Source organism: Nocardioides panacisoli, from assembly GCF_019448235.1.
In the GTDB taxonomy this organism is placed as follows: Bacteria; Actinomycetota; Actinomycetes; order Propionibacteriales; family Nocardioidaceae; genus Nocardioides; species Nocardioides panacisoli_A.
In genome coordinates this window covers 2,365,015-2,390,806 of record NZ_CP080409.1, presented here as the reverse complement: position 1 = coordinate 2,390,806, position 25,792 = coordinate 2,365,015, and the positions used below count along the sequence as shown (strand labels likewise).

Genomic DNA, 25,792 nt, shown 5'->3' with positions numbered 1-25,792 from the left:
GCAGGAGAGAAGGTTGGACGTCCGACTAAATAGTAGGACGTCCAAGTAAATTGCGCCAGCCGTGGTCACCGCGCCAGCTGTGCCACCAGCTCCTCGCAGGTGCGCTCCACCATCGCCAGGACGTCGGTGAAGCCGTCGTGTCCGCCGAAGTAGGGGTCGGGGACGTCCTCGCCGGTGCCGACCGGGTCGAAGTCGCGGAACTTGCGCAGCCGGCCCTCCGGAGTGTCCCCGAGGGTCACCACGTCGTGGAGGTTCGACTCGTCCATCATCAACAGCACGTCGTGGGACGAGAGCCACGACGGGTCGATCTGCTGCGCGGTGTGGTCGACGGCGTAGCCGGCCGCGGAGAGCGTCGCGGCAGCGCGGTCGTCCATGGGGCGCCCGACGTGCCAGTCGCCGGTGCCGCAACTGGTCACCGCGACCCGGTCCTCCAGTCCCGCGCGGGCGAGGCGCTCGCGCATCACCGCGGCCGCGATGGGGGACCGGCAGATGTTGCCCAGGCACACCATGGCGATCCGGTACGTCGCCCCGTCGCGTGGCGCGGGGAGCACCGCCGTCGGCGCGGGGTCGTCGGGCAGGTCGGATCCCATGGTGCCTCCGTCGGGTCGGTCGGGTGTCCGTCGCGGTCAGCCCGGGACGGTGTCCAGCAGCCTATGGGCCGTGGCGGCGGCGTCGGCGTCGCCCAGCGTCGCGTTCTCGTACAGGCGCGTCGCCATGTCCAGCGTGTGCAGGACCCGGACCGTGCGGGCCGCGGGTCCGCGACCGTCGTGCAGGTCCCGCTGGCGCGCCACCACGCGCGGTGCCGGGACGCCGCGGATCGTGGTGGCGACCGCGTAGTCCCAGTGCAGCTCGTCCAGGCCGCGCGGCGCCCGAGGATGGCCGAACTCCCAGTCCCACAGGGCGACGCGACCCGAGGAGGGCAGGTGCGCCATGTTCCAGAACGACCAGTCACCGTGGCCGACGTCGTGGGGGAGGACGACGTCACCGGCCAGGTCGACGACCCGGTCGATGCCGGCGGTGACGCGCTCACGGTCCGCTGGAGCCACGTGGCCCGCCCGCCGGCGCAGCGAGTGCAGCCACGGGGAGTCGCCGACGGCGTGGGGGATCCGCTCGGTGGTCAGCGAGGCGAGTGCGCGCGCGGTGTAGCCCGCGTCGCGGGGGCGCAGCGGCTCGACCTCGCGGGGCAGCGGCTCGACGGCCAACAGTGCGTGCCCGTTCCAGTGCCGCCAGAAGGCCGGCGCCGGGGTGTGGAACCCGGGCAGCCGCCGGTCCGCGAGGGCGCCCAGCATCTCGTACTCGTTGCGCAGTCGTCGCTGGTGCAGCGCGGTCCCGGCCAGCTTCACGAAGAGCAGGGGGCGTCCGCGCCGATCGGCCACGGTGACGATCGGGCGGGCGATGCCGTGCGCGACACGTACGCCGCAGGCGAGGGCGATGGTGTGCGGGTCACGGCCCAGCTCGCGGGCGAGGAACCCGCGCAGGCCGGTGTCGTCGAGGTCGCGGTGGTGCACCTGGACCCGGCGCGACGACGTACCGGCGCTCCAGCCGAGGCCGGCCAGCAGTGCGAGGCCCGCCCGGGCCAGCCGCGGTCCCGTGGCGCGGAGCGAGTTGTACTCCCGCAGCAGCCGCGACGTCGCGGTCGGGCCGAGGTCGGCCGACACCAGGAACCGTGGCCGCTGCGCCGAGGGCACGGCGACGTACTGCTCGTCGTGCACCTGGCAGTGGGCGCCCGGCGGGGGCGGGCCGACGGCGATGTCGGCGTCCCCCCACAGGCTGGCGCCGACGGTGCGGAGGTCCTCCAGCGGGTCCATGGTCAGTAGGCCCCCCGTCCCTTGACCACCGCCGGCACGGTGCGGGCCAGCACCGAGAGGTCCAGCCCGATCGACTGGTGCTCGACGTAGTGCAGGTCCAGCGCGATGGCCTCCTCCCACGGCAGGTCGCTGCGTCCGCTGACCTGCCAGAGCCCGGTCATGCCGGGCTTGACCCACAGTCGCCGGTGCACGTCGGCGGGGTACTGCTCGACCTCGTGGGGCAGGGCCGGTCGCGGGCCGACGAGGGACATCGAGCCCCGGGCGACGTTGATCAGCTGCGGCAACTCGTCCAGCGACGTACGCCGCAGCCAGCGACCCACGCGTGTGATGCGGGGATCGCGACGCATCTTGAACAGCGGACCGGCCGCCACCTCGTTGTGCGACTCCAGCGGCGCACGCATGCGCTCGGCGTCGGCCACCATCGACCGGAACTTGTAGACCCGGATCCGTCGGCCACCCTGACCGATCCGCTCCTGCCGGAAGAGGGCGGGGCCGCGGGTGTCCAGGCGCACCAGGGCGGCGATGAGGACCAGCAGCGGGGCGAGGCCCACCAGCAGCGTCCACGCGACGCTGACGTCGAGCCCCCGCTTCAGGCGCTCGTGCCGGACACGTCGTGGCTCGGGTGGTGCGGTGGTCGGCGGTGGCACCGGCACCGGTGTCGACGGCGGGTGGACGCTGGGATCGGCGGTCATCGCGACACTCCTCGTCCGGGGGGCGCATCGCCGCTCCCCGGTTCGGTGAGCGGGGAGCCGGCTCCGGGGACGTCGATCGCGGCGCGTGCGCGACGCGCCATGTCCTTCAGGGTCGCCGCGACCGTGTCGGCCTCGTCCAGGCGCGAGGTGAGCACGTCGAGTCCGACGGCACGCACCTGGTCGGCCTGGTCGTGGGCGGCGCGGATGATGTCACTGGCCTCGTCCTGGGCCTCCGCGATCCGCCCGGCGGCGAGGCGCATCACCGTCGTACGCAGTCGCCGTGCCTCGTCGTCGACGAGGCGCAGCAGGCGCTCGGCGTCACCGGGCTCGGTGCGCTCCTCCTCGAGGCGTTGGAGCAACGCGTCGATCTCCAGGTGGGGGAAGCGCAACGGCCACGGCGCCCCCGACACCTGGTCGGTGTGGTGGCTGTCGTCGGCGTTCTGCTCGGTCAATGCAGCGGGCTCTCCGGTCGTTCCGGCGAGGCAGGTGGCCTGCGCTCGCGGTGAGCCGACGGCTCACTACACCACCAGTGCGCCCGAGCAGGGTTTTGATTCGTTCGGGGTGAACTTTTCTCCTCGTCCGCCCCGAGGGGTCACCAGGAGCCGTGGACCCTCATCGTGGTCGACGGACCGCCGGTGAAGGTGCCCGACGAGTCCTGCACCTCGCTGGTGGTCGTGTCGTCCTCGGGGGCCGGCTTGGCCTTCTTGGCGGTGGCCGGGTCGGCGACGCCCCACTGGAGGACGAGGGCGATGAACAGGGAGCAGACGAAAGCGCAGGCACGGCGCATGGGATGAACCTTCCGGTCAGGAGCAGAAATAGCGGAACGGTGCCCAGTGGTAGGGGTGGGGGAAGGCTCGCCGGACGTCGCGACGCGCGAGGTCGACCGCCTGGGCCAACCCCGCACCGCTCCCGAGATGTACGTGCAGCGATTTCATGAACAGTGCCGTTGATCCGTCGTCGACGGACCAATTGCATGCCACCACTGAGCGGGCCCCGGCCACGAAGAGTGACCAGGTGAATCCGAGCGCCTCGGTGTGGACGTCGGAGGCCCGACCGAGGTCACAGCAGCTGAGGATGACATCACTGTCGGTGAGGTCCAGTCCCGTCATCTCAGCACCGGTGACCCATCGGTCGGCCATCCGGACCCGCGAGAACACCGGATGGGGATCGTGGAACTCGCCGTGGCAGGCGAGGTGGAGCAGCCCTCCGCGGAGGTCGCTGCTCAGGAGGGTGTCGGCGGTTGCTGCCTCGCCGACGTGGACCGCAGCGCCCGGGGCGCCGTCGGCGATGGCTCGCGCCTCGGCCCCGATCTCGGGGGCCACGTCGTCGGGCACCGCGAGCACCCGGGGGGACCGGCGGTCCGGGGCCGTCGCGTCGCCGCCGTGGGCGGACCGGCCGGGGGAGAACCACAGCGCCACCGTGTCGCCGAGGGTGGCACCGTCGAAGGGGAGCGCCTCGAACGGCACGGCGTGCAGGTGGCGGTGCGGGTTGACCTGGAGGGCCTCGCCCTCGAGGTCGGCCAGCAGGTCCCGCAACGGCTCGAGGAGCACCTCGCCGAAGGCACGCAGCAACGCGTCGACGTCGGCGCTCTCCGCCGGCGAGTCACGATGCTCGGTGACCGCCGCCATGCGGGCGCACTCCGAACGCCACTGGCGCACGAGGTCGCGGCACTCCTCCGCGGCCCCGGTGAGGATCCGTGCGTCGGCGTACCCGTCGCGCAGCACGAACGCGATGACATCGGCGCCGGTCACGTGGAAGTGGAGGACCGGGTACTCCGGCACCGGCGCCACCGCGGGGTCCGGATTGGGTGGCACCTGCAGCTGCAGCAGGTAGTGGCGGATGGTGCGGTGCTGCAGGTCCCGGATGCGGCCGCCCAGGACCTCGCGTCGGGACTCGTGTGCGGCGTACTCGTCGTAGAGGTCGGAGAGCTTGTGCCACACCTCGGTGGCCGGGCCGTCCGGCCCCTGGGCCGAGGTGGTGGCGCGCGCCTCGGCGGAAATGCTGCCCAGGCGGGTGAGCAGCGAGCGACTGGCACGGGTGGCGAATTGCCAGGCGCGGATCGTGTCGGCGTCGGTGCCCGACCGGACCAGGACGTGGATCAGCTGGTCGACGATCTGGCTGAGCCCGGTGCTGGCGCGCAGGTAGAGCTCGTGGCCGCCGGCGCTGACCAGCTCGCTGCGCTGGTGCGCGAACGCGGTCTCCAGGATCCGTGCGGCCTCGGTGAGGTCGCCGCGCTGTGCCGCCAGGTGGGCGGCGACGAGGTCGCGCCGCAACCCGAGGAGCGGGAGGTCGAGGCGGTCGATGATCGCGCTCGCCGACGCGAGGTGCTCGGCCGCTTCGTCCGGGTCGAGGGCGTGGTGGGCGAGGTAGAGGTGGGCCTCGGCGGTGTCGGCTCCCTGCTCGGTGGTGAGGAACCGCGACAACGCGCGCTCACCGAGGGTGCGGGCCTCCTGGTCGCGTCCGTTGACGGCAGCGAGATGGCCCTGGAGCAGCCACGTCCGCGCGAGGCTGCTCTTGTCGTTGGCGGCGTTGGAGAGGCGCTCGGCGGTGCTGAGCTCGGACGCGGCGGTCTCCCGGTCCTGGAGCTCGAGCGCCATCAGGCCGGCGAGGCGCGCCGCCTCCCCGCCCTCGGCGAGCATGTTCAGGGCCCGGAAGGTGTCGGCCGCGGCGTGCGCCTGGCGGTGGGCGTCGTCGCGGAGCCCCATCTCGCTGAGCGCCTGGGCACGCACCAGCTGGAGCCGGGCCAGCTCCGGGACGGCATGGAGCTGCTCGAGCTCCGCCTCGGCCTCGACCAGCGTGCGGTTGGCCTCGAAGGGCTGGCCGAGCAGCAGTTGTGCCTCGGCGAGATCGGGCAACGTCTTCGCGGCGGCGAGGTTGTGCTCGAGGTCCAGCAGCACCTCGCGTGCGCGCCGCAGCTGGGCCACCGCGCGGTGGGCCATCCCGAGCTTGATCATCGCGATCGCGCCGTTGGCATCCATCTGCGCCTGCATCTCGGTGCGCCCGAGCGCGGCGAAGAGGTTGGCCGCGACGTCGTAGTTCTGCAGCGACAGTCGGTGGTTGCCCATCAGCGTGTGCGCGTTGCCGATGTTGCCGTGGGCGCCGGCCACGATGGTGCGGCGCAGCGTGGGGTCGCTGCCGGGGGCGGCGTCGAGGGACTCCAGCAGCCGCTCGGAGACGTCGATGGCCTGCTGGTGGTCGCCGACCTCGATCAGCACGGTGCCCGTGCCGAGGTCGGTGCGCAGCGCCTCGAGTTCGTTGCCGGCGACGAGCCAGTCACGACGAGCGGTGCGGATCGCACCCAGTGCCTCGTCGTAGTGCCCCTGGTCGGAGAGCAACCGGGCACGCAGGTAGGAGGCGCGGGCGGCCGTGGCGGGCTCGGAGCGCCGCATCAACGGGGTGATCGCCTCCTCCAACAGGGTGAGTGCCGCGACCGGGTCCGTCCAGGCGGCCTCCTCGGCGCCGGTGACCAGGTCGCGTGGTGACGGGGCGGCCGTCTCCGCCCGGTCACTCCCCGCGGTCACGATCCGTCCCGGACCGTCAGCCGAGCGCGGATGACGCCGCCGCCGGCCACGACGCGCAGCTCGTCGACCTCGACCGGCACACGCGTGGCGAAGTGCCCGCGTCGGTCGACCGGCACGGTGGCGAGCTCCTCGCCGGCGGCCAGGAACACCACGGCGACCGGCCGTGACGTGCGCGACGCGTCCGCGTCCGCACCCCGGATCGCGCCGTCGACGTCGAGGTGGGTCTCGTCGACCCGGGTGAGGTCGACACTCACCGTGAGGCCGTGGCCCTCGAGGTCGAGGTGGAACGAGGCGGGTGCGGTGCCCGTGGTGCGGATGCCGGCGGCGGGGGCCAGCCGGGAGTCGAAGCGCACCGTGAACCACCGCGGGTCGACGCCCCGCGGGGTGCGCAGCTGGCGGAAGGCGTCGCGTGCGGCCTCGCCGACCTCGGGAGGCGGTGCCTGGAGCGGCAGGAGGCCCGCCGCCTGCTTGAACTCACGCAGCCATGCCACGGCGTCGCGGGTGTCCGCGTCGCCGCTCGCGACGTACGCCGCCACCGTGGCGGCGCGCTCGTCGTCGAGTCGACCGTCGATCCAGTCGGCGAGCTCGCGGAAGGTGGGCTCGGTCATCGGACGTCCTCCCCGACGATCTTGCGCAGCCGGAGCAGGCAGCGGCCGCGGAGCGGTCCGATGCTGCCGATGGAGCGGCCCATGCGGTCGGCGATCTCGGCGTAGCTGGGCTCGTCGGGATCGAAGTAGAGGGCGTGGAGGAGGTCGCGGCACTTGCCGCCGAGCTCGGCGAGCGCGTCGTGGAGCGTGGTGAGGGTGCCCCAGTCGGAGAACGGGTCCTCGGACTCCTCGGGGAGGGAGTCGCTCGGCTGCACGCGCCGGAGCCGGGTGCGCAGCTGCCAGGCCTGGCGGCGGGCGACGGTCATCAGCCACGACGCCAGCTTGTCGTCGTCGCGGAAGCGGTCGAGGGCGTCGACGAGCTCCACGAAGGTGGTCTGGGTGATGTCGGCGGCGTCGTCGCCGGAGAGTCCGTTGCGCAGGGCGACGGAGTAGATGAGGCGTTGGTAGCGCTCGACGACCTGGTCCCACGCTGCGGCGTCGCCGGCCCGGCAGGCCTCCAGCAACTCGGCGTCGGACGGAGGTCGGAACTCCGCCAACCCTGGTCGCAGCGGGGTCACCGTCGCGTGTCCCGTCCCCGGGGACACGTCGGTCCCGCTATGGCTCACTTGCTCCCCCAGAAGAAAGTATGGTGCGAGGTCGTTCGGACCCCACGAGTTGTCCCCCGGCCGGGGGTCTCCCGGCCACCCTGCTCAACGCAGGTCGGTGGCCGACGTTACGCGTCCCAGACAAAAACTCTCCACCGTGTTCGTGGCGTGGGCACTTGACACGCGGGCCGGGCAGGGTGGTGCCACCGAAACTTTTTCCAGATCCGCTGGATCAAACCGGCCCCGGGCGGCACTAGAGGGGCATGTTCAAACGGCACAAGCCCTACGACGCCTCGCCCGGCGACTCGTGGCGCACGGAGATGAAGAAGTGGTCCGACCAGCACGGCGCGGCCGAGACCGCCGAGGACGCCGCGGCGTCCCCCGTGCACCCCAGTCCCGGGGCGGAGCCCTTCTCGGGGTCGACGGGCACCGGCGGCACGACCACGCCCTCGGAGTCGCCCGCCCGCGACACGGTGGACGAGATGCTCGCGCGACTCGGGTCGCTCAGCTCCGAGGAGCCGGTGGAACGCCCCGAGGTGTGGCACGAGGTCACCGAGGAGGCGACCAGCCACAGCGAGGCGCTGAAGTCGGCGCTCCAGGCCCAGCAGCAGGCGCAGGCCATGCTCGAGCTGGCCGCACGCGAACGCGCCGACGCCACCTCCCAGGGTGAGCAGATCCTCCTCGAGGCACGGGCCATGGCCAACCGCCTGGCCGAGGAGGCCGAGGGTCACGTCCAGCGCTCCCGCGCCGAGACCAAGGCCTGGGCCGCCGACCAGCGTCGGGCGGTCTCCGAGCTCGTGGCGAACCTCGAGGTGACGGCTCGCGACGACGCGGAGGAGATCCGCCTCGAGGCGCGTCGTACCGCCCGCATCGAGGCCGAGGAGGAGGCCGCACGCTACGTCGCGCGCGTCACTGCCGCCGGTGCCAAGGACGCCGAGATCCTCCGGGCCCGCGCGAGCGACCTGCTCGCCCAGTCGACCACCCTGCTCGCCGACGCGCGGGCCAGCGTCGCGGAGTTCGCCGACGCCGCCGGCTCCTTCGTGGTCGGCCTCCAGCGCCGCGTGGAGGAGATGGAGGCCATGCTGGTCGAGCACCGCACCGCCGACGCCGCCGCGACGACCGCGCCCGAGGACCTGACCGACGACGAGGTCGACGCCCTGCTCAGCGACGCCGGCCTGGACGCGATCCGGCCCGAGGGCACCGACGAGGACGCGGGCGGGGCCACCGACTCCGCGAGCGACCCCGAGGACGACCCGGAGTCGGCGGCCGACACCGAGGACGCGGGGGACGACGCCGAGGAGTCCGCGACCGAGTCGACGATGATCGGCGGCACCGACCACGGCGAGCGGGGCCGGTAACCCGTCATGGCCTTCCTGCACACCGGGGAGGTGCGTCTCCGCGCGGCAGCCCCGCCGCGGCCCGACGTCCTCCTCGTCACCAGCCAGGGCGGACACCTCGCCCAGCTGCTCACGTTGCGTGAGTGGTGGGGCACCCGGCGCCGCCTGTGGGTCGCCCCGCCGACGCCGGACGTGCAGGACCGCCTCGAGCGCGAGGTCGTGATCAACTCCCACTTCCCGACCACCCGCAACGCGCGCAACGCGCTGCGCAACGTCGTCCTGGCCTGGCGCGTGCTGCGCCGCCACCGGCCGCGGCTCGTGGTCAGCGCCGGTGCCGGCGTCACCGCACCCTTCTTCGTCGTGGCGTGGCTGCTGCGCATCCCGACGGTGTTCATCGAGGTCTACGACCGCGTCGACAGCGCCACCCTCACCGGCCGGCTCGTGGGTCCCTTCACCACGCGCCAGGTGGTGCAGTGGGAGAGCCAGCTCGCGGCGTACCCGGATGCCACAGTGGTGGGGCCGCTGCTGTGAGTGGCCTGATCGTCGCCTCCCTCGGCACCGACCACCACCCCTTCGACCGTCTCGTGGGGTGGCTCGATGCGCTCGCCGCCGACCTCGGCGCCGACCGGGTGTTCGTCCAGCACGGCCACTCCGCGGCGCCGGCGGTCGCCGGCGCACGGCCGTTCGTGCCCCACGCCGAGCTCCTCGACCTGATGGTGCGGGCGGAGGTCGTCGTGTGCCACGGCGGCCCCGGCACCCTGATGGACGCCCGCCATGCCGGGCACGTCCCGGTGCTGGTGCCGCGGGACCCCCAGCACGGCGAGCACGTCGACCATCACCAGCAGCGCTTCGCGGCCGCGGTGCGCGACGGCGGCCTGGCCGAGGTCGCCGAGGACCGGTCGACGCTGGAGCGGCTCGTCCGCGCCCGCCTGGCCACGACGCCGGCCGCCCGGGAGACCCGCACCGCCACGATCGCCGAGCCGGCCGGCCTGCGGGCCCTGGTCGCCGAGTTGGAGCAACTTCCGGCCCACCCCCACCGCCGCACCCCGATGCTGCGGTCCGTACGCCGGGCGGTGCAGCGATGAGTCGCCCCACGACCTCCCTCGTGTCCCGACTGCTGGCCGCCGCCGGCCTCGACCTGGGCATCGCGGTGCGCCACGTCGTGCTCAACGTGGTCGCCGGGTCCGTCCTGCTGCCCCGCCCGCTGCGCCGGCTGGTCTACCTGCTCGCCGGCGTGGATGCGCGGACCTCCAACGTCTTCCCCGGTGTGCGCCTCACCGGCACCGCGCTGAGCCTGGGCGAGCAGACGTTCCTCAACCACGACTGCTACCTCGACGTCGGCAAGGGCCGCATCGACATCGGTGCGCGCTGCCACCTGGCACCGGCCGTGATGGTGCTGACCGCCACCCACGACCTGGCCGCGGCGGACCGCCGCGCCGAGCGCTACCTCACCACCACCATCGAGGACGACGTGTGGCTCGGTGCCCGCGCGACCGTGCTGCCGGGCGTCACCATCGGCCGCGGCTGCGTCGTCGCCGCCGGCGCGGTCGTCACCGAGGACTGCGCGCCCGGCGGCCTGTACGCCGGCGTGCCGGCCCGACGGGTCCGCGACCTGGCGCCAGCCGCGCCGTCCGCTCCGTCCGAGGCCGTCCTCGCGGGGGGCCGCGCATGAGCACCCTGCAGAAGAAGGTCCGCCCGCTGTGGTGGTCCGCGCTGCCCCTGGTCATGTGGTGGGTCGCGCTGCCGGTGTGGTGGGCGCTGGGCATCCAGCGCGCCGCCGCGCCGTTGGCGGCCGTCCCGCTCGGGCTGTGGCTGCTGTCGCGGTGGCGACGGGTGGAGGTGCCCGCGCCGTTCGTGCTGTTCGCCGGCTTCCTCGCCTGGGTGCTGCTCTCGGCGGTCGCCCTCACCACGATGCGCTACGGGGCGTCGTACGCGATGCGGCTGACGATGTACGTCGCCGCCTTCGTCATCGGTCTCTACGTGTGGAACGCGCTGCGCCGCGGACTCACCCCGCGGCTGCTGATCTGGCCGATCGTCGCGATGTGGGCCAGCGCCCTGGTGCTCGCCCTGCCCGGCGTCATCGTGCCCGGGCTGACCTTCACCAGCCCGATGGACTGGCTGATGCAGCACGCCGGCATCGGCAACTCCTTCCTGCGTGACAGCGCCCGGCCGCAGTTCTCCGAGTGGGACCAGGTCTATGGCATCGCCCGCCCCAGCCCGCTGTTCGCCTACACCAACGAGTGGGGGGCCGCGGTCGGGATCACCACCCCGATCGCGATCTACGCCCTGGTGACGACCCGCCGGGTCGCGCTCCGAGTGGCCCTGGTCGCGCTGCTGGTCATCGGGGCGATCCCGGTGATCATCTCGCTCAACCGCGGCTGCTGGATCTCCATCGGCCTCGCGGTCGCCTACGTGCTGGTGCGGCGTGCCCTCGCCGGCGACTTCCGGCCCCTGGTCGCCGTGGTGACCACGGCCGTCGTCGGGACGTTCGCGGTGCTGCTCTCGCCGCTCTCCGAGCTCATCGCGGACCGGTTCGCCTACTCCAACACCTCCACCCGCGCCACGCTGTACGACGCCTCGCTCGGCCTCGCGATGAAGTCGCCGCTGGTCGGCTACGCCTCGCCGCAGTCCTCGGCCGGACTGGCCGACAGCAACGACGTGGCCGTCGGCACGCACGGCCAGATCTGGACCCTGCTGGTCTCCCAGGGGTTCATCGGTGCCGCGCTCTTCGTGCTCGCGCTGCTCGCGGCCCTGTGGGCCTGGCGTCCTCGCGAGGGCCGTGCGCCCGAGGTGTGGCTGCACGCGGTGGGCTTCGTCCTGCTGGCCCAGCTGGTCTTCTACGAGGTCGTGCCCGACGGCCTCGCGGTCGCCTTCGTCGCCCTCGCCGTGTGCGCCACCACCGCCGGTCGCCACCGGCCCGATCCCCCAGACCCCCGCGACACCTCGTCGCCGTCTCGCCAAGGAACCCCCGATGAGCTCCCGATCCCACGCTGAAGGACCCCGCATGCGCGCTGCCGAGATCATGTACGTGCCCCAACTGACCGTCGCGCTCCGTGCGCGCCGCTGGCTGGTCGCCGTGGGCGTCGTCGTCGGCCTGCTCGGCGGACTGCTGCTCGCGAGCCAGATGCCGACGCAGTACTCCGCGACCGCCACCGTGAAGCTCGGTCCGGGCTTCGCGCCGGCCGGCCAGGTCTCCGACGACACCCGTGCCGGTGACACGGAGGCACAGATCGCGGCGCTGCAGCCCCAGGTCGACGAGGTCGCCCGGATCCTGGAGGTCGAGCCCGACGCCGTGGCCGAGAACCTGCGGGTCGCCAACCGGTCGGGGACCTCGCTGGTCGACTTCACCTACGACGCCGAGACCGACGAGCGGGCCGAGCGCGGTGCCGCCGTGGCCGCCCAGGTCTACCTCGACCGCGCGATGCAGACCGCCCGCGACGAGATCGACGGCCGCATGGCGTTGCTGCGTCAGCAGGCGACGGTGACGGCGCCGGACAACCGCGACGCGGTCGCCTCGGAGCTGCGCAACCTCGAGCTCACCGTCGTGGAGCCCGGCAGCATCGTGCGCGACCCCGCCGACTCCGCGGAGCAGTCGGTGCTGCGGCCGGCCACCTACGTCGCGGTGGGCCTGGTCGGGGGCGCGATCCTCGGTGCCCTGCTCGCGCTGCTCGTCGAGGCCGCGGCGCCCCGGATCCGTGCCGGCGTTCCGATCCCCGGCCTGCGGCTGCTCGGTCGCATCACCGAGGAGGTGCGACCCCGCCAGGCGCACCGGATGTTCCTCCCGGCCATGGTCGGCTCCGACGCCCGCGTGCTGCTGGTGCCGATCGGGCGCTGCGCCGACGCGGTCGCCGAGCTGCTCACCCGGACGCTGCCGGACGTGGCGACGATGGACCACGCGGACCGCGACGACCTCGAGGAGGCGGCGGCCGGTGGCCAGGTGGTGCTGCTGGTGCTCGAGGACCAGCCCGTGAGCGACGTGCGGGCGCTGGTGGAGCGGCTCGCCATGGTCGAGGTCGCGCCGGCCGGCATGGTCACGGTGACCGAGCAGGCCACCGAGCTGGCGATGCAGGTCCTCGTCGAGGCCGAGACGGACGCCGCTGGACGCGAGGAGTCCACGGGCACTGCCTCGTCCTCGCAGCTCGACGCCCTGCTGGAGTCGCTGCGATGACCACCACGGGCCCGACCGCCGGGACCGCGCAGCCCGACGTCACGGTCCTGATCTCCACCCGCGACCGGCTCGCGCTGCTGCGGGAGGCACTCGCCTCGCTGTGGGCACAGGACTACGCCGGGGACGTCCACGTCATCTGCGTCTTCGACGGCCCGATCCCGGCCGACGCCGACCTGCCGGCGCCGCCCCGTCCCACGTGGTCCCTGCGTGTCGAGGACAACGAGGAGCACCCGGGTCTGGCCCGCGCCCGCAACAAGGGCCTGGCGCTGGTCGGCACCGGGCTGGTCGCCCTGTGCGACGACGACGACCGGTGGCTGCCGGGCAAGCTGCGCGCGCAGGTCGCCCTGCTCCAGCAGCGTCCGGACGCGGTGTGCGCCGGCGGCGGCATCCGCGTGCTCAGCGGCGACCGGACGGTGGAGCGGCCGGCGCCGGCCGACGTGGTGAACCACTCCGACCTGTTGCGCGACCGGATCATGGAGCTGCACCCCTCGACCCTGCTGATGCGGACCGGGGCCCTGCGCGAGGTCGGGGGGTGGGACGAGCACCTGCCCGGCGGCTACGCCGAGGACTACGACCTGCTGCTGCGGCTCGCCCGCGCGGGCAGCATCGTGCTCGTCGAGGAGATCGTGGCCGAGATCGTCTGGGCGGGCCAGTCGCACTACTTCAGCAAGTGGCCGATGATCGCGGCCGCGCTGGACCACCTGCTCGCCAAGCACCCCGAGTTCGCGACGTCGCCGCGTGGTCGTGCCCGCATCGAGGGCCAGATCGCGTTCGCGCTGTCCGCCTCGGGTCGCCACGCCGAGGCGAAGTCCCGCCTGCGCCGGGTACGCCGCGACAACCCGTGGGAGCCGCGCGCTGTCCTGGCGCGCCTGGTGGGCGGGAGTCCGGCTCGCGCCGAGTTCGTGCAACGGAGGCTGCACGCGTATGGCCGCGGCATCTGAGGCCCCCGTGGTGACCCCGCTCCGTCCCGGCGCGGGGGAGTCCTCGGCCGACAAGCAGACCATCGCGCGCGGCGGGCTGCTCACGATGGCGGGCTCGATGTACGCCGGGGTCGCCGGCTTCGCGCTCACGCTGCTCGTGGGGAGCCTCTTCGGCGCCCACCAGGCCGGCATCTTCTTCGAGGCGGTCGCGATCTGGACCATCCTCAACGGCATCGCCGTGCTCGGTGCCGACACCGGGCTGCTGCGGATGGTCTCGGGACGGCGCTCGCTGCACGCGCACGAGGACGTCTGGGCGACGGTGCGGGTCACGGCCGTGCCCGTGCTGGTGTGGAGCGCGCTGCTCGGCACCGCCCTGTGGCTGGCCTCGGGCCCGGTCGCCTCGGCGCTGCTCGCCGACGACGCCGAGGTGCTGCAGACCCACCTGCGGGTCGTCGCGGTGACCCTGGTCTTCTCGGCCTTCGGCCAGGCGGCGCTGGTCGGCTCGCGCGGCTTCGGCGACCTGCGCCCCTACATCCTCGCCTACCAGGTGGGCCTGTCCACCGCGCGCGTGGCGCTGATCGCCGCGATGGCGCTCGCCACCGGCGGCAACGGCGGCCTGCTGGTCCTCGTGTGGGCCCTGCCGCTGGTCGTGATGGACCTCGGCGTCGTCTGGTACGTCGTCCGGCGGGCCGCCGACGAGCGCACCCGCTGCGCCGAGCCGCTCCCGCCCACCCCGGCGCGGCAGCTGGCCGGCGAGGTGTGGCGCTTCAACGTCCCGCGCGGGTTCGCCTCCTTCTTCGAGACCTGCATCGTGTGGGTCGACGTGCTGATCGTCGGCTACTTCCTGGGTCCCGCCATGGCCGGTGCGTACGCCGCCGCCAGCCGGTTCGTGACCACCGGCACCATGGCGATGGAGGCCATGCGGGTCGGGTCCGCCCCGACCATCGCGGCGGCGTACGCGCAGCAGGCGCACGGCCGTGCCAACCGGGCCTACCAGCTGTCCTCGATCTGGCTGGTGCTGCTGTCGTGGCCATGGTTCTTCCTGCTCGCGACCTTCGCGCCGCTGGTGCTCGGCTGGATCGGCGAGGACTTCGTGGTCGCGGCCGACGGACTGTCGGTGATGGCGCTGGGCATCCTGTTCTACCTGCTGATGGGCAACATCAACGCAGTCGTGCTGATGGCCGGCCACAGCGGCCTCACCGCCACCAACACCTTCTTCACGCTGCTGGTCAACATCGGCCTCAACCTGGTGCTGGTGCCGGCGTACGGCCTGGTCGGTGCGGCGATCGCGTGGTCGTTCTCGCTGGGCCTGGACTCGGTGCTGTGCCTGGTGCGCGGCCACCGCCACACCGGAGCGGTGCCGCCCTACCGCGGACTGCTGGTGGCCGCCGCCGTGTGCGCCGGCTCCTTCGGCCTGCTGGGCCTGGTGGTCCGCCTGGTCGGGGAGCAGTCGATCGGCTGGCTGGCGCTCCACGCACTGGCCGGGGTCGCGGCCTACGTCGGCCTGATCTGGGCCAACCGCCGTGCGCTCCACCTGGAGGACCTGCCCGAGATGATCGGAGGACGACGATGAGTACGACGGACCCGGCCGCGGTGCGGCTGCTCAAGCGTGGCCTGCCCCGGGGCGCGAAGGACACCGTCGAACGCGGCATCCGGTGGGGCACGACGGCCACCGCCGCGTTCCGCCCGGGACCGGACTTCCTGGTCGTGGGCACCAAGCGCGGCGGCACGACGACGTTGTGGAACGCGCTCGCGGACCACCCACAGGTGCAGTCGATGGTGCCGGCGGCCAAGCACCTCAAGAGCCCCCACTTCTTCTCCCAGTACTACGTGCGAGGCCCGGCCTGGTACCGCGGCCACTTCCCGACGACGGTGGCCCGCCGCCGCCACGCCCGCGCCCACGGCGCGTCGCTGGTGGGGGACGCGTGCCCGACCTACCTCTTCGACCCCCGGGTCCCGGCCCGGGCGGCCGAGCTCTTCCCCGAGGTGAAGGTGCTGATCTCGCTGCGCGACCCGGTCGAGCGGGCGTACTCGCACTGGAAGGAGCGGGTGAAGGAGGGCACCGAGGACCTCGACTTCGCCGCCGCGCTGGCGGCCGAGCCGGCACGTCTTGCGGGGGAGCTCGACCGCATGCTCGCCGACCCCGACCACGACTCCCGTGCCCGGGACTGGTTCTCCTACCGCTCGCGCGGTGAGTACGCCGACCAGGTGGCCGGGTGGCTGGCACACTTCGACCGGTCGCAGGTCCTCGTGGTGCGTGCGGAGGACCTCTACCGCGACCAGCCCGGAGTCCTCGGCACCGTCCACGACTTCCTCGGCCTCGCCGATCACGAGGGTGATCCGCGCTGGCGCAACCACATGCCGAGCTCGCCCATGGCGGCCGAGGTGCGGCGTGACCTCGAGGAGCACTACGCGCCGCACAACCGCCGCCTCGCCGACGTCCTCGGGGACCCCACCTGGACCGACGCCTGGTCCGCCCCCGCCACCCCGACACCCGAACCCCTCCTGGGAGGAGCCCGATGAACACCCCCTCGCTGCTGCGTCGTACGACGGCAGCCCTCGCCGGCCTGGCGATGACCACCGTCGCGTTGGCGGTGGCGACGCCACCTGCCGTCGCGTTCGACGACACCCACACCCTGATGCAGGGCAGCGCCACCGCCATGGGGCAGACCAACGGCCCGGTGTGGGACGTCGAGGTCGCCGGTGACCGCATCTACGCCGGCGGCGGCTTCACCTCGACCCGACCCCACGGCGCCGCTCGCGGCAGCCAGGAGACCGGACAGGCCTACCTCGCGGCGTTCGACGCCCAGACCGGAGCGCCGATCGCCTCGTTCACCCCCGAGCTGGTCAACACCTGGAGCTCGGCGCCGCCGATCGTGCGGGCGCTGGAGCTCTCGCCCGACGGGGAGACCCTCTACGTCGGTGGTGACTTCAACCAGATCGACGGCGAGCGCACCGAGCACGTGGCGAAGTTCGACACCGCCACCGGCGACTTCCTCGGCGTCGTCGGCTGGAACGGCACCGACGGTTTCGTCGACGCGCTGGCCGCCTCCAACGACGGCGAGACGCTCTACGTCGGTGGCGCCTTCACCCGCGCCAACTGGTCCACGCGCAACGACCTGGCCGCCTTCGACCTCACCGACAACTCGCTGCGGTCCTGGGCGCCGCGGATCTCCAACCGGATCGACGGCGAGTCGCTGCGCGTGGTGGACCTCGCGGTCTCCAGCGACGACTCCCAGGTGTTCGCCGCGGGGCCGTTCCGCGCGATGAACGGGCAGGCGACGCAGGGCTTCGCGGCGGTCTCCGCCCAGACCGGTGCCAACGTGTCCTTCTACGACAGCGAGTACCTCTACTCACCGACCAGCTGGGGCACCTCACTCGCCGTCCAGGACGACACCGTCTACGTCGGCGGTCGTGACGACCGCGCGTCCACCTCGCGGCGTACCGAGGGCGTCTTCGCCATCGACACCAGCAACGGCAACGAGCGGTGGTACGCCAAGTGCTACGGCGACACCTTCGGCGTCCTGCCCATCGGCGACGACGTCTACGTCGCCAGCCACGCCCACGACTGCGCCGACGCGGGCGGCATGCCCGAGCAGTCGCCGCGGGTGAACCTGGCGATCCACGCGCTGGACAAGGACACCGGGACGGTGCGTCCCTACTTCGTGCAGACCGGCGGCACCAGCGCCAACCCGGACTCGCGGCTGCTGTCCCGCGCGCTCGCCACCGACGGCGAGCAGCTCGTGATGGGTGGTGGCTACGACACCCTCAACGGCAGCGCCCAGACCAACATCAGCCGGTTCGGTGTCGGCTCGTCCGCCCCCGAACGTGCGGCCTGGCCCTCGGGCAGCACCTGTGACGGCTGCGCGCGGGTCAACCTCCGGGTCCTGGAGGCCTCCGACCGCGACGACGTCGACCTGACCTACGAGGTCTATCGCGACTGGCACACCACCAACCCGATCGCGGTCGTCGACTCCGAGACGGTTCCCTACGAGCTGGACACCTTCGACGTGGTCGACACCGGCGTGACGCGTGGCCAGCGGGTCTACTACCGCGTGTTGGTCAAGGACCCGGCCGGCAACCAGGTCTGGTCGGTGCGCACGCCCACCTTCGTGGTCGGAGACACGGCGGCGACCCGGGCGCAGGCGGCCTCCTCCAGTGGCACCGCGACGACCTCGAGCCTGGTGTGGACGGGCGGACCGTCGGGTGCGGCAACCGCCACGCGTGGTGGTCGGGGCGCACCGAAGCCGACCGTGGAGCCCCGTACGGCGGCCCAGCGCGCGGCCGAGGACGCCGCGGAGCGCCTGGGCCTGCGACACAACGGCCGGGTGGTTCCGCCGAAGGTCAAGGAGAAGGTGCTCAAGCCGGTCCTGGACGACCAGAGCGTGCCGACCACCATCCGCGAGCTGCGTCGCTGGCTGCCCGACCGCAAGGACGTGCGGGGCCTGGTGAAGGGCTTGGGCGGCAAGCGCTGAGCGGGCACTGACCCGGACTGATCGGCACCGGGGCGGGGCGAGTGATGCCCCGTCCCGGTGCCGTCGGGCTCCGGCTCCTCAGTCCTCGCCCACCAGGGCGTCGAGGATCCAGGTGGTGAGGCTGATGATGATCGCGCCGCCCACTGCCGGCCAGAAGCCGTCCACGTGGAAGCCGATGCCGACCTGCTCCGAGAGCCACCCGGTGAACATCAGCATCAGTGCGTTGATCACCAGCAGGAAGATCCCCAACGTCAGCAGGATCAGCGGCAGCGACAGCAGCTTCACGACCGGCTTCACGAAGGCCGTGACGGCTCCGGAGATGGCGGCCACCAGTAGCAACGGGACGAGCTTGTCCTGGATCTCCTGCTGGCCGGAGTCCGCCCCGTCGAACCAGATGCCGTCGAGGAAGTGCGCGGCCACGGCCAGCGAGATCGCCGTGATGGCCCACCGCACGAGGAGGTTGGTCATGGACCTCAGTGTGTCAGCACCGCGCCGTCGGCGGGGTGACTCCCGGCCGCGTCGGGTCCGGCGTGGAAGGATCGCGGCGTACGGTGCCCACCGCAGGACCGAGGCGACGAGGAGCGCGCATGAGTGAGGACACTCCGGCCCCCGGCTGGTACGTCGACGGGGACGGCAACCAGCGGTGGTGGGACGGCACCGGGTGGACCGAGCGCACCCTGCCGCCGCCCGGCGCGGGGCCGACCGAGCCCGGGCCGCCCCCGGCCGCCACGGCCACCGGCGGCGCCGCCAAGCCGTTGCTGGTCACCGCGCTCGTCCTCGGCGTCATCGCGTTGCTGGCCCTGCTCGGCATCAACGCCGCGCTGCTGGCCTCCTGACCCGCCGGGTCTCGACACGGTCGCTGGCGCCCGTGAGTGCTTGGGACTCCTTGGTGGTCGAGCCGCCCGTGAGGGACGAGCGGGCGTGTCGAGACCCCCTCGAGCCGGTCTCCCTCCCCGAGCCCACGCGTCGGCAGGAACGCCCTTTTCTCATCGACCCGCTAATGTGGTTGACATGGGAACCAAACCGTTCGAGCGCGACATGAACTACGTCCCCGACCGCATCACCAAGGACGCCCGCACCCCCGAGCACGGCGAGGTGGCGGGTGAGCTGTGGCCGGTCGAGCCGGGGCGCTACCGCCTGATCGCCGCCGCGGCGTGCCCCTGGGCCAACCGCGCGATCATCATCCGCAAGCTGCTCGGCCTCGAGGACGTCATCTCGCTGGGCATGCCGGGCCCGACCCACGACGAGCGCAGCTGGACCTTCGACCTCGACCCGGGGGGCAAGGACCCCGTCCTGGGCATCGAGCGGCTGCAGGAGGCCTACTTCGCCCGGATCCCCGACTACCCGCGCGGCATCACCGTGCCCGCGATGGTCGAGGAGTCCACCGGCAAGCTCGTCACCAACGACTTCCCGTGGATCACCCACGACTTCTCCTTCGAGTGGCGTGAGTTCCACAAGCCCGACGCGCCGGACCTGTGGCCCGACCACCTCCGCGAGGAGATGGAGGAGGTCATGCACCGGGTCTTCACCGAGGTCAACAACGGCGTCTACCGCTGCGGCTTCGCCGGCGACCAGAGCTCCTACGAGGAGGCCTACGACCGGCTGTTCGCCGCGCTGGACTGGCTCGAGGAGCGGCTGACGGACCGCCGGTACCTGATGGGCGACGCGATCACCGAGGCCGACGTACGCCTCTTCACCACGCTGGCCCGCTTCGACGCCGTCTACCACGGCCACTTCAAGTGCAACCGCAACAAGCTCACCGAGATGCCGGCGCTGTGGGGCTATGCCCGCGACCTCTACCAGACGCCCGGCTTCGGCGAGACGATCGACTTCGACCAGATCAAGGCGCACTACTACGTGGTGCACGACTTCATCAACCCGACCGGGGTCGTTCCCAAGGGTCCGGACCTCTCGGTCTGGGACGAGCCGCACGGTCGCGGCTGACGCGGCGCGCTCGCGCGGGATCGGCGGTCGCGCCTGCGACCGCCGACCCGCGGCGACTCAGTCGGCCTGGAACTCGCCGAGCCGGTCCCACTCGGCGGGCTGGCCCTGGATGTTGCGGATGAGCGGCGTCTCCTGGACGTACTGCGGCAGGTCCTGACGCGCCTTCTGGAAGTGGTCGGAGGTCACGTGCGCCTCGGCCGCGTCGTCGTCGAACGCCTCGAGCAGCACGTACTCGTTGGGGTCCGCCAGGCTGCGCGACCACTCGAAGAAGTGGTTGCCCGGCTCAGCGCGCGTCGCCTCGGTGAACTCGCGCGTGATCTCCGGCCACGCCTCGGCGTGCTCGGGCTTCACCTTCCACTTCACACAGATCAGGATCATGCCCTTCAGGCTACGGCGCGGCCGGGTGCGACTCATCGGCTCCGCGACGGGGTGCGCGGCGGATTGGCGTCGGTGGTGCGGCGCGGTACGTTGTGACCCACGAGATGTGGGCCGGGTCACAGCCGCCACCCATGCGGTTGTCCGGCACGCCTCTCAGCCTGAGCAAGCCTGACTGCCCGAGCACGGAGACCCCGTTCGGCGGCGAGAAGAGGAGTGGCGCAGCGATGACCGACGACGTCGTACCCGACCTGGCGGAGTCCTACGGACCCGTCCAGCTGAGCCGGGCCGAGGAGGACGGCGGGCCGGAGCTGGTCCAGCTCCTCACCCCCGAGGGCGAGCGGGTGGAGCACCCCGACTTCGCCATGGGCTTCACCGCCGAGCAGATCCGCGGCTTCTACCGCGACATGGTGCTCGTACGCCGACTCGACACCGAGGCGACCGCGCTGCAGCGCCACGGCGAGCTGGGCATCTGGGCGCAGCTGCTGGGCCAGGAGGCCGCGCAGATCGGCGCCGGCCGCGCACTGCGCTCGCAGGACCACGTCTTCCCGACCTACCGCGAGCACGGTCTCGCGTGGTGCCGCGGCATCGACCCGGCCAAGCTGCTGGGCCTGTTCCGGGGCACCGACTACGGCGACTGGGATCCCGTCGAGCACCACTTCCACTACTACACGATCGTGATCGGCGCGCAGATGCTGCACGCGACCGGCTACGCGATGGGGATGCAGCGCGACGGCAACGTCGGCACCGGCGAGTACGGCCGCGACAGCGCCGTGCTGGCGCACTTCGGTGACGGTGCGTCCTCCCAGGGCGACGTCAACGAGGCCTTCGTCTTCGCCGCCTCCTACAACGCACCCGTGGTGTTCTTCTGCCAGAACAACCAGTGGGCGATCTCGGAGCCCATCGAGCGCCAGTCGCGCATCCCGCTCTACCAGCGTGCCCTCGGGTTCGGCTTCCCCGGCGTGCGCGTCGACGGCAACGACGTCCTCGCGACGTACGCCGTCACCCAGGCCGCGCTCAAGCACGCCCGGGAGGGCCAGGGCCCGACGCTGATCGAGGCCTACACCTACCGGATGGGCGCCCACACCACGACCGACGACCCGACCCGCTACCGGCTCGGCAGCGACGTGGACCACTGGAAGCTCAAGGACCCGATCGCCCGCGTCGAGGCGCACCTCAAGCGCAAGGGGCTGGCCGAGCAGTCCTTCTTCGAGGACGTGGACCAGGAGGCGAACGACCTCGGCGAGCGGATGCGCAAGGTCTGCAAGGAGCTGGCCGACCCCTCGCCGCTCTCACCGTTCGACAACACCTACGCCGAGCAGACCGAGGAGCTGGCCGCGCAGCGCGACGCCTACGCGCAGTACCTCGACTCGTTCGCGCCGGCCGAGGGAGGTGCCCGATGACGACGATGACCCTGGCCAAGGCCCTCAACGCGGGGTTGCGCCGTGCGATGGACGACGACCCCAAGGTCCTCATCATGGGTGAGGACGTCGGCCAGCTCGGCGGCGTCTTCCGCATCACCGACGGGTTGCAGAAGGACTTCGGCGAGGACCGCGTGATCGACTCGCCGCTGGCCGAGTCCGGCATCGTCGGCACGGCCGTCGGCATGGCGCTGCGCGGCTACCGCCCCGTGGTGGAGATCCAGTTCGACGGTTTCGTCTACCCCGCCTACGACCAGATCGTGTGCCAGGTCGCGAAGATGCACGCCCGCAGCGGCGGCCGGCTCGCGATGCCGATGGTCATCCGCATCCCGTTCGGTGGCGGCATCGGCGCGGTCGAGCACCACAGCGAGTCCCCCGAGGCGCAGTTCGCGCACACCCCGGGACTGAAGGTGGTCGCCTGCTCCAACCCCGAGGACGGCTACTGGATGATCCAGCAGGCCATCGCCTCCGACGACCCGGTGATCTTCCTCGAGCCCAAGCGGCTCTACCACGGCGCCAAGGCCGACGTGGACGAGACGGCCTCGCCGGCGTCGCTGTGGGAGTCCCGCGTGGTCCAGTCCGGCGACGACCTGACGCTGCTGGCCTACGGGCCGACGGTGAGCACCTGCCGTGACGCCGCCAAGGTCGCCGCCGACGAGGGGCGCTCGCTGGAGGTCATCGACCTGCGCACGCTGTCCCCGCTGGACATGGGCCCGGTCGTGGAGTCGGTGCGCCGCACCGGCCGCGCGGTCGTGGTCCACGAGGCGCACGTCAACCTCGGCATGGGCTCCGAGCTCGCCGCCCGGATCACCGAGTCCTGCTTCTACTCCCTCGAGGCCCCGGTGCTGCGTGTCGGCGGGTTCGACACGCCGTACCCGCCGGCCCGGATCGAGCACGACTGGTTGCCCGACCTGGACCGAGTGCTGGACGCCGTCGACCGCTCGCTGAGCTTCTGAGAGGGACCCGAGACACCGTGGCTGAGTACAAGCTGCCCGACGTGGGCGAAGGACTGACCGAGGCCGAGATCGTCACCTGGCGCGTCGCCGTCGGTGACACCGTGGCCGTCAACGACATCATCGTCGAGATCGAGACCGCGAAGTCGATCGTGGAGCTGCCCTCGCCCTACGCCGGCGAGATCACCGCACTGCTGGTCGAGGAGGGCGAGACCATCCCGGTCGGCACCCCGATCATCGACATCGGCGAGCCCGGTGCTGCCGCAGCGGCACCGGCCGAGCCCGCACCCGAGCAGGCCGCCGAGCCGGCTGCCGAGGCCGAGCAGGGGTCCGGGGCCGAGGACGTGCCGGTCCCCGAGACCACCGAGACGCCGCAGCCGCCGGCCGCCTCGGAGCCGATCGACACCAACGTCCCGCCGGAGGGCAACCCGACGCTGGTCGGCTACGGCCCGAAGGAGACCAGCCTCAAGCGCCGCGCCCGGGTCAGCCCCGGCGGCGAGGAGGCGGCCGGCAGCAGCGGCAACGGCGTGCTCGCCAAGCCCCCGGTCCGCAAGCTGGCCCAGGACCTCGGCGTCGACCTCGCCGACGTCGCGCCCACCGGTGACGGTGGCGTGGTCACCCGCGAGGACGTGGAGCAGGCGGCGGGCGGCGGTGGCGCCGCTGGCGCGCCGGCCGCGGGCAGCCATCGCGCCGCGAGCCCGGTGGTCTCCGGCGAGGAGGTCCGCGAGCCCATCAAGGGCGTCCGCAAGCACATGGCGGCCGCGATGGTGTCCTCGGCGTTCACCGCGCCCCACGTCACCGAGTGGGTCACCGTCGACGCGACGCCGACGGTGGAGCTGGTGCGGCGACTGCAGCAGCACCGCGACTTCCGGGACCTCAAGCTCTCGCCGATGCTCGTGGTCGCGCGCGCCGTCACGCTGGCGATGCGGCGTACGCCGATCATCAACTCCTTCTGGGACTCCGACGCCCAGGAGGTCGTGATCAAGCCGACCGTCAACCTGGGCATCGCCGCGGCGACGCCACGCGGACTGGTGGTGCCCAACATCAAGGGCGCCGACCAGCTCGGGCTGCGCGACCTGGCGGCCGAGATCAACCAGCTGACGGCCACCGCCCGCGAGGGACGCACCCAGCCGGCCGCCCAGGCCGGCGGCTCGTTCTCCATCACCAACGTGGGCGTCTTCGGTGTCGACGCCGGCACGCCCATCATCAACCCCGGTGAGTCGGCGATCCTGTGCCTGGGGGCGATCCGTCGCGAGCCGTGGGTGGTCACCGACGAGACGGGCGCGGAGCGCGTCGAGCCCCGCGACGTGGTGACCCTGGCGCTGTCCTTCGACCACCGCCACATCGACGGTGCGGCGGGATCGACGTTCCTCGCCGACGTCGCGGGCATGGTGTCCGACCCCGGCACCGCGATGATGTTCTGAGCCCTGCGCGTCCCGGGGGCCGCGCAGGCCCCCGGACGCTCAGGTGGCGTCGCCGAGCAGCCACCCCTCGAAGAAGTCGGTGAGCTCCGCGCCGGTCTGCTCCTCGACCCAGGCGACGTACTCGTCGCGGTCGCGCGCGGAGTTGGCCATCTCCTCCGGCCAGGCCCGCAGCATCTCGCGGAAGGCCTCCTCGCCGATGCGCTGGCGCAGCTCGTGCCACATGATCGCGGGGATGAAGTAGATGTTGGACTGTCCGAAGTTGTCCGGGTCGTACGCCGCGGGCGGGCCGGCGAGGCTGCGCATGTCGGGGACCTGCTGGCGGGCGCCGGTGACGATCTCCTCCAGGGTGAGGTCGCCGTGCTCGGCCTCCCACCACCACTGCAGGTACATCGTCATGCCCTCGTTCATCCACACGTCGCTCCAGTCGGCCGGCGAGACCGTGTTGCCGTACCACTGGTGCACGACCTCGTGGACCACGACGGGCCGCGACGTGGGATAGGCCGCATCGCCCAGGGTCATCATCGTCTGGGTCTCCATCGCCGAGGCGCTGTCGACGATCACGGCGCCGAGGGTGTCGAAGGGGTAGGGGCCCAACAGGTCCTCGGCCCAGTCGAGTGCCTCGGCGGTGTAGCCGGTCTCGCCCAGCGGCTGGTCGCCGGTGCCGCGGCCGGTGGGGGACCACACGGTGACCGGGACGCCGGACTCGGACTCGGACTCGTACGCCGTGTAGTCGCCGAACGCGACGGTGGTGAGGTACGACGACGCCGGCTCGGACAGGTGCCAGGTGGTGGTCCGCCGGCCGTCCTGCTCGGTGGTCCCGGTCAGCTCGCCGTTGGCGATGCCGGTCCACGGCGCCGGGACGGTGAGGGTGAAGTCGTAGAGGGCCTTGTCGGCCGGCTGGTCGTTGACGGCGTACCAGGTGTGGGCGCCGTAGGGCTCCTGCATCGTCCAGGTCTCGCCGGAGTCGGTGACGTGCCAGCCGAGCCCGTCGAAGTCGCTGCGCTCGGTCGGTGCCGTGGCCGGTCGGGGCGTGCCTTCATAGGCGAGCTGGACGACGTAGCGCTCGTCGCGCTCGACGGGGCGGTGGATGCGCAGGTCGTGCTTGCCCTGGGTCCAGTCGGTGTCGCGGCCGTCGACCCGGACCGCGGTCACGGTGAGGGCGTCGCTGAGGTCGAGGCGGAGCTCGCGGGCGTCCTCGGTGGCCCGCAGGGTCACCTCCTCGACCGCGTCGAGGTGGCGACGCTTCGGCTGCCAGGTGAGGTCGAGCCGGTAGTGCAGTGCGTCGACGCCGGGGTCGCCCGACTCGGGGTAGACCGAGTCCTCGCGCGGCTCGCTGAGGGCCACGGCCAGCTCGTCGTCGGCACCGTCCTCGGTCGCCTGACCGGCCGACGCGCTCGCGCTGGGGTCGGTGGGGGAGGCCTCTTCCGAGGCCGAGGTGCTGCAGGCGGCGAGCAGCACCAGCGCAGCGGTCCCGAGGGCGGTGGAGCGGAGGCGGGCGCGGACGAGCACCCCTCCATGATGCCTGCCGGGCCCCGACGGGCCTCGGCGCCGGCGGCGGGACC

The 25,792-nt window shown here is 72.6% G+C and carries 26 protein-coding genes; 15 read left to right on the top strand and 11 right to left on the bottom strand.

Features of this window, described 5'->3' with window-relative positions; translation table 11 throughout:
• Positions 1-65 precede the first annotated feature (65 nt).
• From KUV85_RS11660 to KUV85_RS11625, 8 genes are all read right to left on the bottom strand, one after another.
• Positions 66-590: a low molecular weight protein-tyrosine-phosphatase gene (locus tag KUV85_RS11660; protein WP_237690130.1), complete on the bottom strand. Its 525-nt coding sequence runs from the start codon at positions 588-590 to the stop codon at positions 66-68.
• Positions 591-626: 36 nt separating this feature from the next.
• Positions 627-1,808 carry a hypothetical protein gene (locus tag KUV85_RS11655; protein ID WP_219960063.1) on the bottom strand — a complete coding sequence of 394 codons (1,182 nt, stop codon included), beginning with the start codon at positions 1,806-1,808 and terminating at the stop codon, positions 627-629.
• Positions 1,809-1,810: 2 nt separating this feature from the next.
• The gene (locus KUV85_RS11650; protein ID WP_219960062.1) at positions 1,811-2,500 is read right to left on the bottom strand and encodes a sugar transferase; all 690 of its coding nucleotides are present in this window, start codon (positions 2,498-2,500) and stop codon (positions 1,811-1,813) included.
• Positions 2,497-2,952 carry a hypothetical protein gene (locus KUV85_RS11645; RefSeq protein WP_219960061.1) on the bottom strand — a complete coding sequence of 152 codons (456 nt, stop codon included), beginning with the start codon at positions 2,950-2,952 and terminating at the stop codon, positions 2,497-2,499. The genes KUV85_RS11650 and KUV85_RS11645 overlap by 4 nt, the downstream gene beginning before the upstream one ends.
• A 140-nt stretch (positions 2,953-3,092) precedes the next feature.
• Positions 3,093-3,287: a hypothetical protein gene (locus tag KUV85_RS11640; protein WP_219960060.1), complete on the bottom strand. Its 195-nt coding sequence runs from the start codon at positions 3,285-3,287 to the stop codon at positions 3,093-3,095.
• Positions 3,288-3,303: 16 nt separating this feature from the next.
• Complete coding sequence (locus KUV85_RS11635; protein WP_219960059.1) at positions 3,304-6,021, bottom strand: CHAT domain-containing protein; 2,718 nt, start codon at positions 6,019-6,021, stop codon at positions 3,304-3,306.
• Positions 6,018-6,629 carry a hypothetical protein gene (locus tag KUV85_RS11630; protein WP_219960058.1) on the bottom strand — a complete coding sequence of 204 codons (612 nt, stop codon included), beginning with the start codon at positions 6,627-6,629 and terminating at the stop codon, positions 6,018-6,020. Before KUV85_RS11630 ends, KUV85_RS11635 begins: the two co-directional genes overlap by 4 nt.
• Positions 6,626-7,213: an RNA polymerase sigma factor gene (locus KUV85_RS11625; protein WP_219960057.1), complete on the bottom strand. Its 588-nt coding sequence runs from the start codon at positions 7,211-7,213 to the stop codon at positions 6,626-6,628. Before KUV85_RS11625 ends, KUV85_RS11630 begins: the two co-directional genes overlap by 4 nt.
• Before the next feature lie 263 nt (positions 7,214-7,476).
• Here KUV85_RS11625 and KUV85_RS11620 point away from each other — a divergent pair, with 263 nt between their 5' ends.
• Genes KUV85_RS11620 through KUV85_RS11575 form a run of 10 tightly spaced genes read left to right on the top strand, consistent with a single transcriptional unit; the run spans position 7,477 to position 18,113 of the window.
• Positions 7,477-8,571, top strand: a complete 1,095-nt coding sequence (locus KUV85_RS11620) for a hypothetical protein (protein WP_219960056.1) — start codon at positions 7,477-7,479, stop codon at positions 8,569-8,571.
• 6 nt (positions 8,572-8,577) lie between these two features.
• Positions 8,578-9,081, top strand: a complete 504-nt coding sequence (locus tag KUV85_RS11615) for a hypothetical protein (protein WP_219960055.1) — start codon at positions 8,578-8,580, stop codon at positions 9,079-9,081.
• Entirely contained in the window at positions 9,078-9,635 is a 558-nt protein-coding gene (locus KUV85_RS11610; protein WP_219960054.1) for a glycosyltransferase, read from the top strand. The genes KUV85_RS11615 and KUV85_RS11610 overlap by 4 nt, the downstream gene beginning before the upstream one ends.
• Positions 9,632-10,222: an acyltransferase gene (locus KUV85_RS11605; RefSeq protein WP_219960053.1), complete on the top strand. Its 591-nt coding sequence runs from the start codon at positions 9,632-9,634 to the stop codon at positions 10,220-10,222. The genes KUV85_RS11610 and KUV85_RS11605 overlap by 4 nt, the downstream gene beginning before the upstream one ends.
• Positions 10,219-11,544, top strand: a complete 1,326-nt coding sequence (locus KUV85_RS11600; protein WP_219960052.1) for an O-antigen ligase family protein — start codon at positions 10,219-10,221, stop codon at positions 11,542-11,544. Before KUV85_RS11605 ends, KUV85_RS11600 begins: the two co-directional genes overlap by 4 nt.
• A gap of 10 nt (positions 11,545-11,554) precedes the next feature.
• Positions 11,555-12,718 (top strand): hypothetical protein, encoded by a 1,164-nt coding sequence (locus KUV85_RS11595; protein ID WP_219960051.1) that lies wholly within the window; start codon positions 11,555-11,557, stop codon positions 12,716-12,718.
• Positions 12,715-13,659: a glycosyltransferase family 2 protein gene (locus KUV85_RS11590; protein ID WP_219960050.1), complete on the top strand. Its 945-nt coding sequence runs from the start codon at positions 12,715-12,717 to the stop codon at positions 13,657-13,659. Before KUV85_RS11595 ends, KUV85_RS11590 begins: the two co-directional genes overlap by 4 nt.
• On the top strand, positions 13,643-15,211 hold the full coding sequence (locus tag KUV85_RS11585; RefSeq protein WP_219960049.1) for a polysaccharide biosynthesis C-terminal domain-containing protein: 1,569 nt from the start codon (positions 13,643-13,645) through the stop codon (positions 15,209-15,211). The genes KUV85_RS11590 and KUV85_RS11585 overlap by 17 nt, the downstream gene beginning before the upstream one ends.
• A complete protein-coding gene (locus KUV85_RS11580; protein WP_219960048.1) occupies positions 15,208-16,161 on the top strand; it encodes a sulfotransferase domain-containing protein in 954 nt (317 codons plus the stop codon). The genes KUV85_RS11585 and KUV85_RS11580 overlap by 4 nt, the downstream gene beginning before the upstream one ends.
• On the top strand, positions 16,158-18,113 hold the full coding sequence (locus KUV85_RS11575) for a PQQ-like beta-propeller repeat protein (RefSeq protein ID WP_219960047.1): 1,956 nt from the start codon (positions 16,158-16,160) through the stop codon (positions 18,111-18,113). Before KUV85_RS11580 ends, KUV85_RS11575 begins: the two co-directional genes overlap by 4 nt.
• Positions 18,114-18,191: 78 nt before the next feature.
• Here the strand turns inward: KUV85_RS11575 and KUV85_RS11570 are convergent, their stop codons facing one another.
• Positions 18,192-18,581, bottom strand: coding sequence for a phage holin family protein (locus tag KUV85_RS11570; protein WP_219960046.1), 390 nt, complete (start codon positions 18,579-18,581; stop codon positions 18,192-18,194).
• A gap of 119 nt (positions 18,582-18,700) precedes the next feature.
• On the opposite strand from KUV85_RS11570, the gene KUV85_RS11565 reads away from it, so the two are divergent.
• Entirely contained in the window at positions 18,701-18,949 is a 249-nt protein-coding gene (locus KUV85_RS11565) for a DUF2510 domain-containing protein (protein WP_219960045.1), read from the top strand.
• A 175-nt stretch (positions 18,950-19,124) separates the two neighbouring features.
• The gene (locus KUV85_RS11560; protein WP_219960044.1) at positions 19,125-20,057 is read left to right on the top strand and encodes a glutathione S-transferase family protein; all 933 of its coding nucleotides are present in this window, start codon (positions 19,125-19,127) and stop codon (positions 20,055-20,057) included.
• 57 nt (positions 20,058-20,114) lie between these two features.
• Here KUV85_RS11560 and KUV85_RS11555 read toward each other — a convergent pair whose 3' ends face one another.
• On the bottom strand, positions 20,115-20,435 hold the full coding sequence (locus KUV85_RS11555; protein WP_219960043.1) for a putative quinol monooxygenase: 321 nt from the start codon (positions 20,433-20,435) through the stop codon (positions 20,115-20,117).
• Between the two features lie 224 nt (positions 20,436-20,659).
• Here KUV85_RS11555 and pdhA point away from each other — a divergent pair, with 224 nt between their 5' ends.
• From pdhA to KUV85_RS11540, 3 genes are read left to right on the top strand one after another with little or no spacing between them, the layout of a single operon-like run.
• On the top strand, positions 20,660-21,835 hold the full coding sequence (pdhA, locus tag KUV85_RS11550) for a pyruvate dehydrogenase (acetyl-transferring) E1 component subunit alpha (protein WP_219960042.1): 1,176 nt from the start codon (positions 20,660-20,662) through the stop codon (positions 21,833-21,835).
• Complete coding sequence (locus tag KUV85_RS11545; protein WP_219960041.1) at positions 21,832-22,809, top strand: alpha-ketoacid dehydrogenase subunit beta; 978 nt, start codon at positions 21,832-21,834, stop codon at positions 22,807-22,809. Before pdhA ends, KUV85_RS11545 begins: the two co-directional genes overlap by 4 nt.
• A 17-nt stretch (positions 22,810-22,826) precedes the next feature.
• On the top strand, positions 22,827-24,230 hold the full coding sequence (locus KUV85_RS11540; protein WP_219960040.1) for a dihydrolipoamide acetyltransferase family protein: 1,404 nt from the start codon (positions 22,827-22,829) through the stop codon (positions 24,228-24,230).
• A 39-nt stretch (positions 24,231-24,269) separates the two neighbouring features.
• On the opposite strand, the gene KUV85_RS11535 is transcribed toward KUV85_RS11540, so the two are convergent.
• The gene (locus tag KUV85_RS11535) at positions 24,270-25,739 is read right to left on the bottom strand and encodes a M1 family metallopeptidase (RefSeq protein ID WP_219960039.1); all 1,470 of its coding nucleotides are present in this window, start codon (positions 25,737-25,739) and stop codon (positions 24,270-24,272) included.
• Positions 25,740-25,792: the final 53 nt, after the last annotated feature.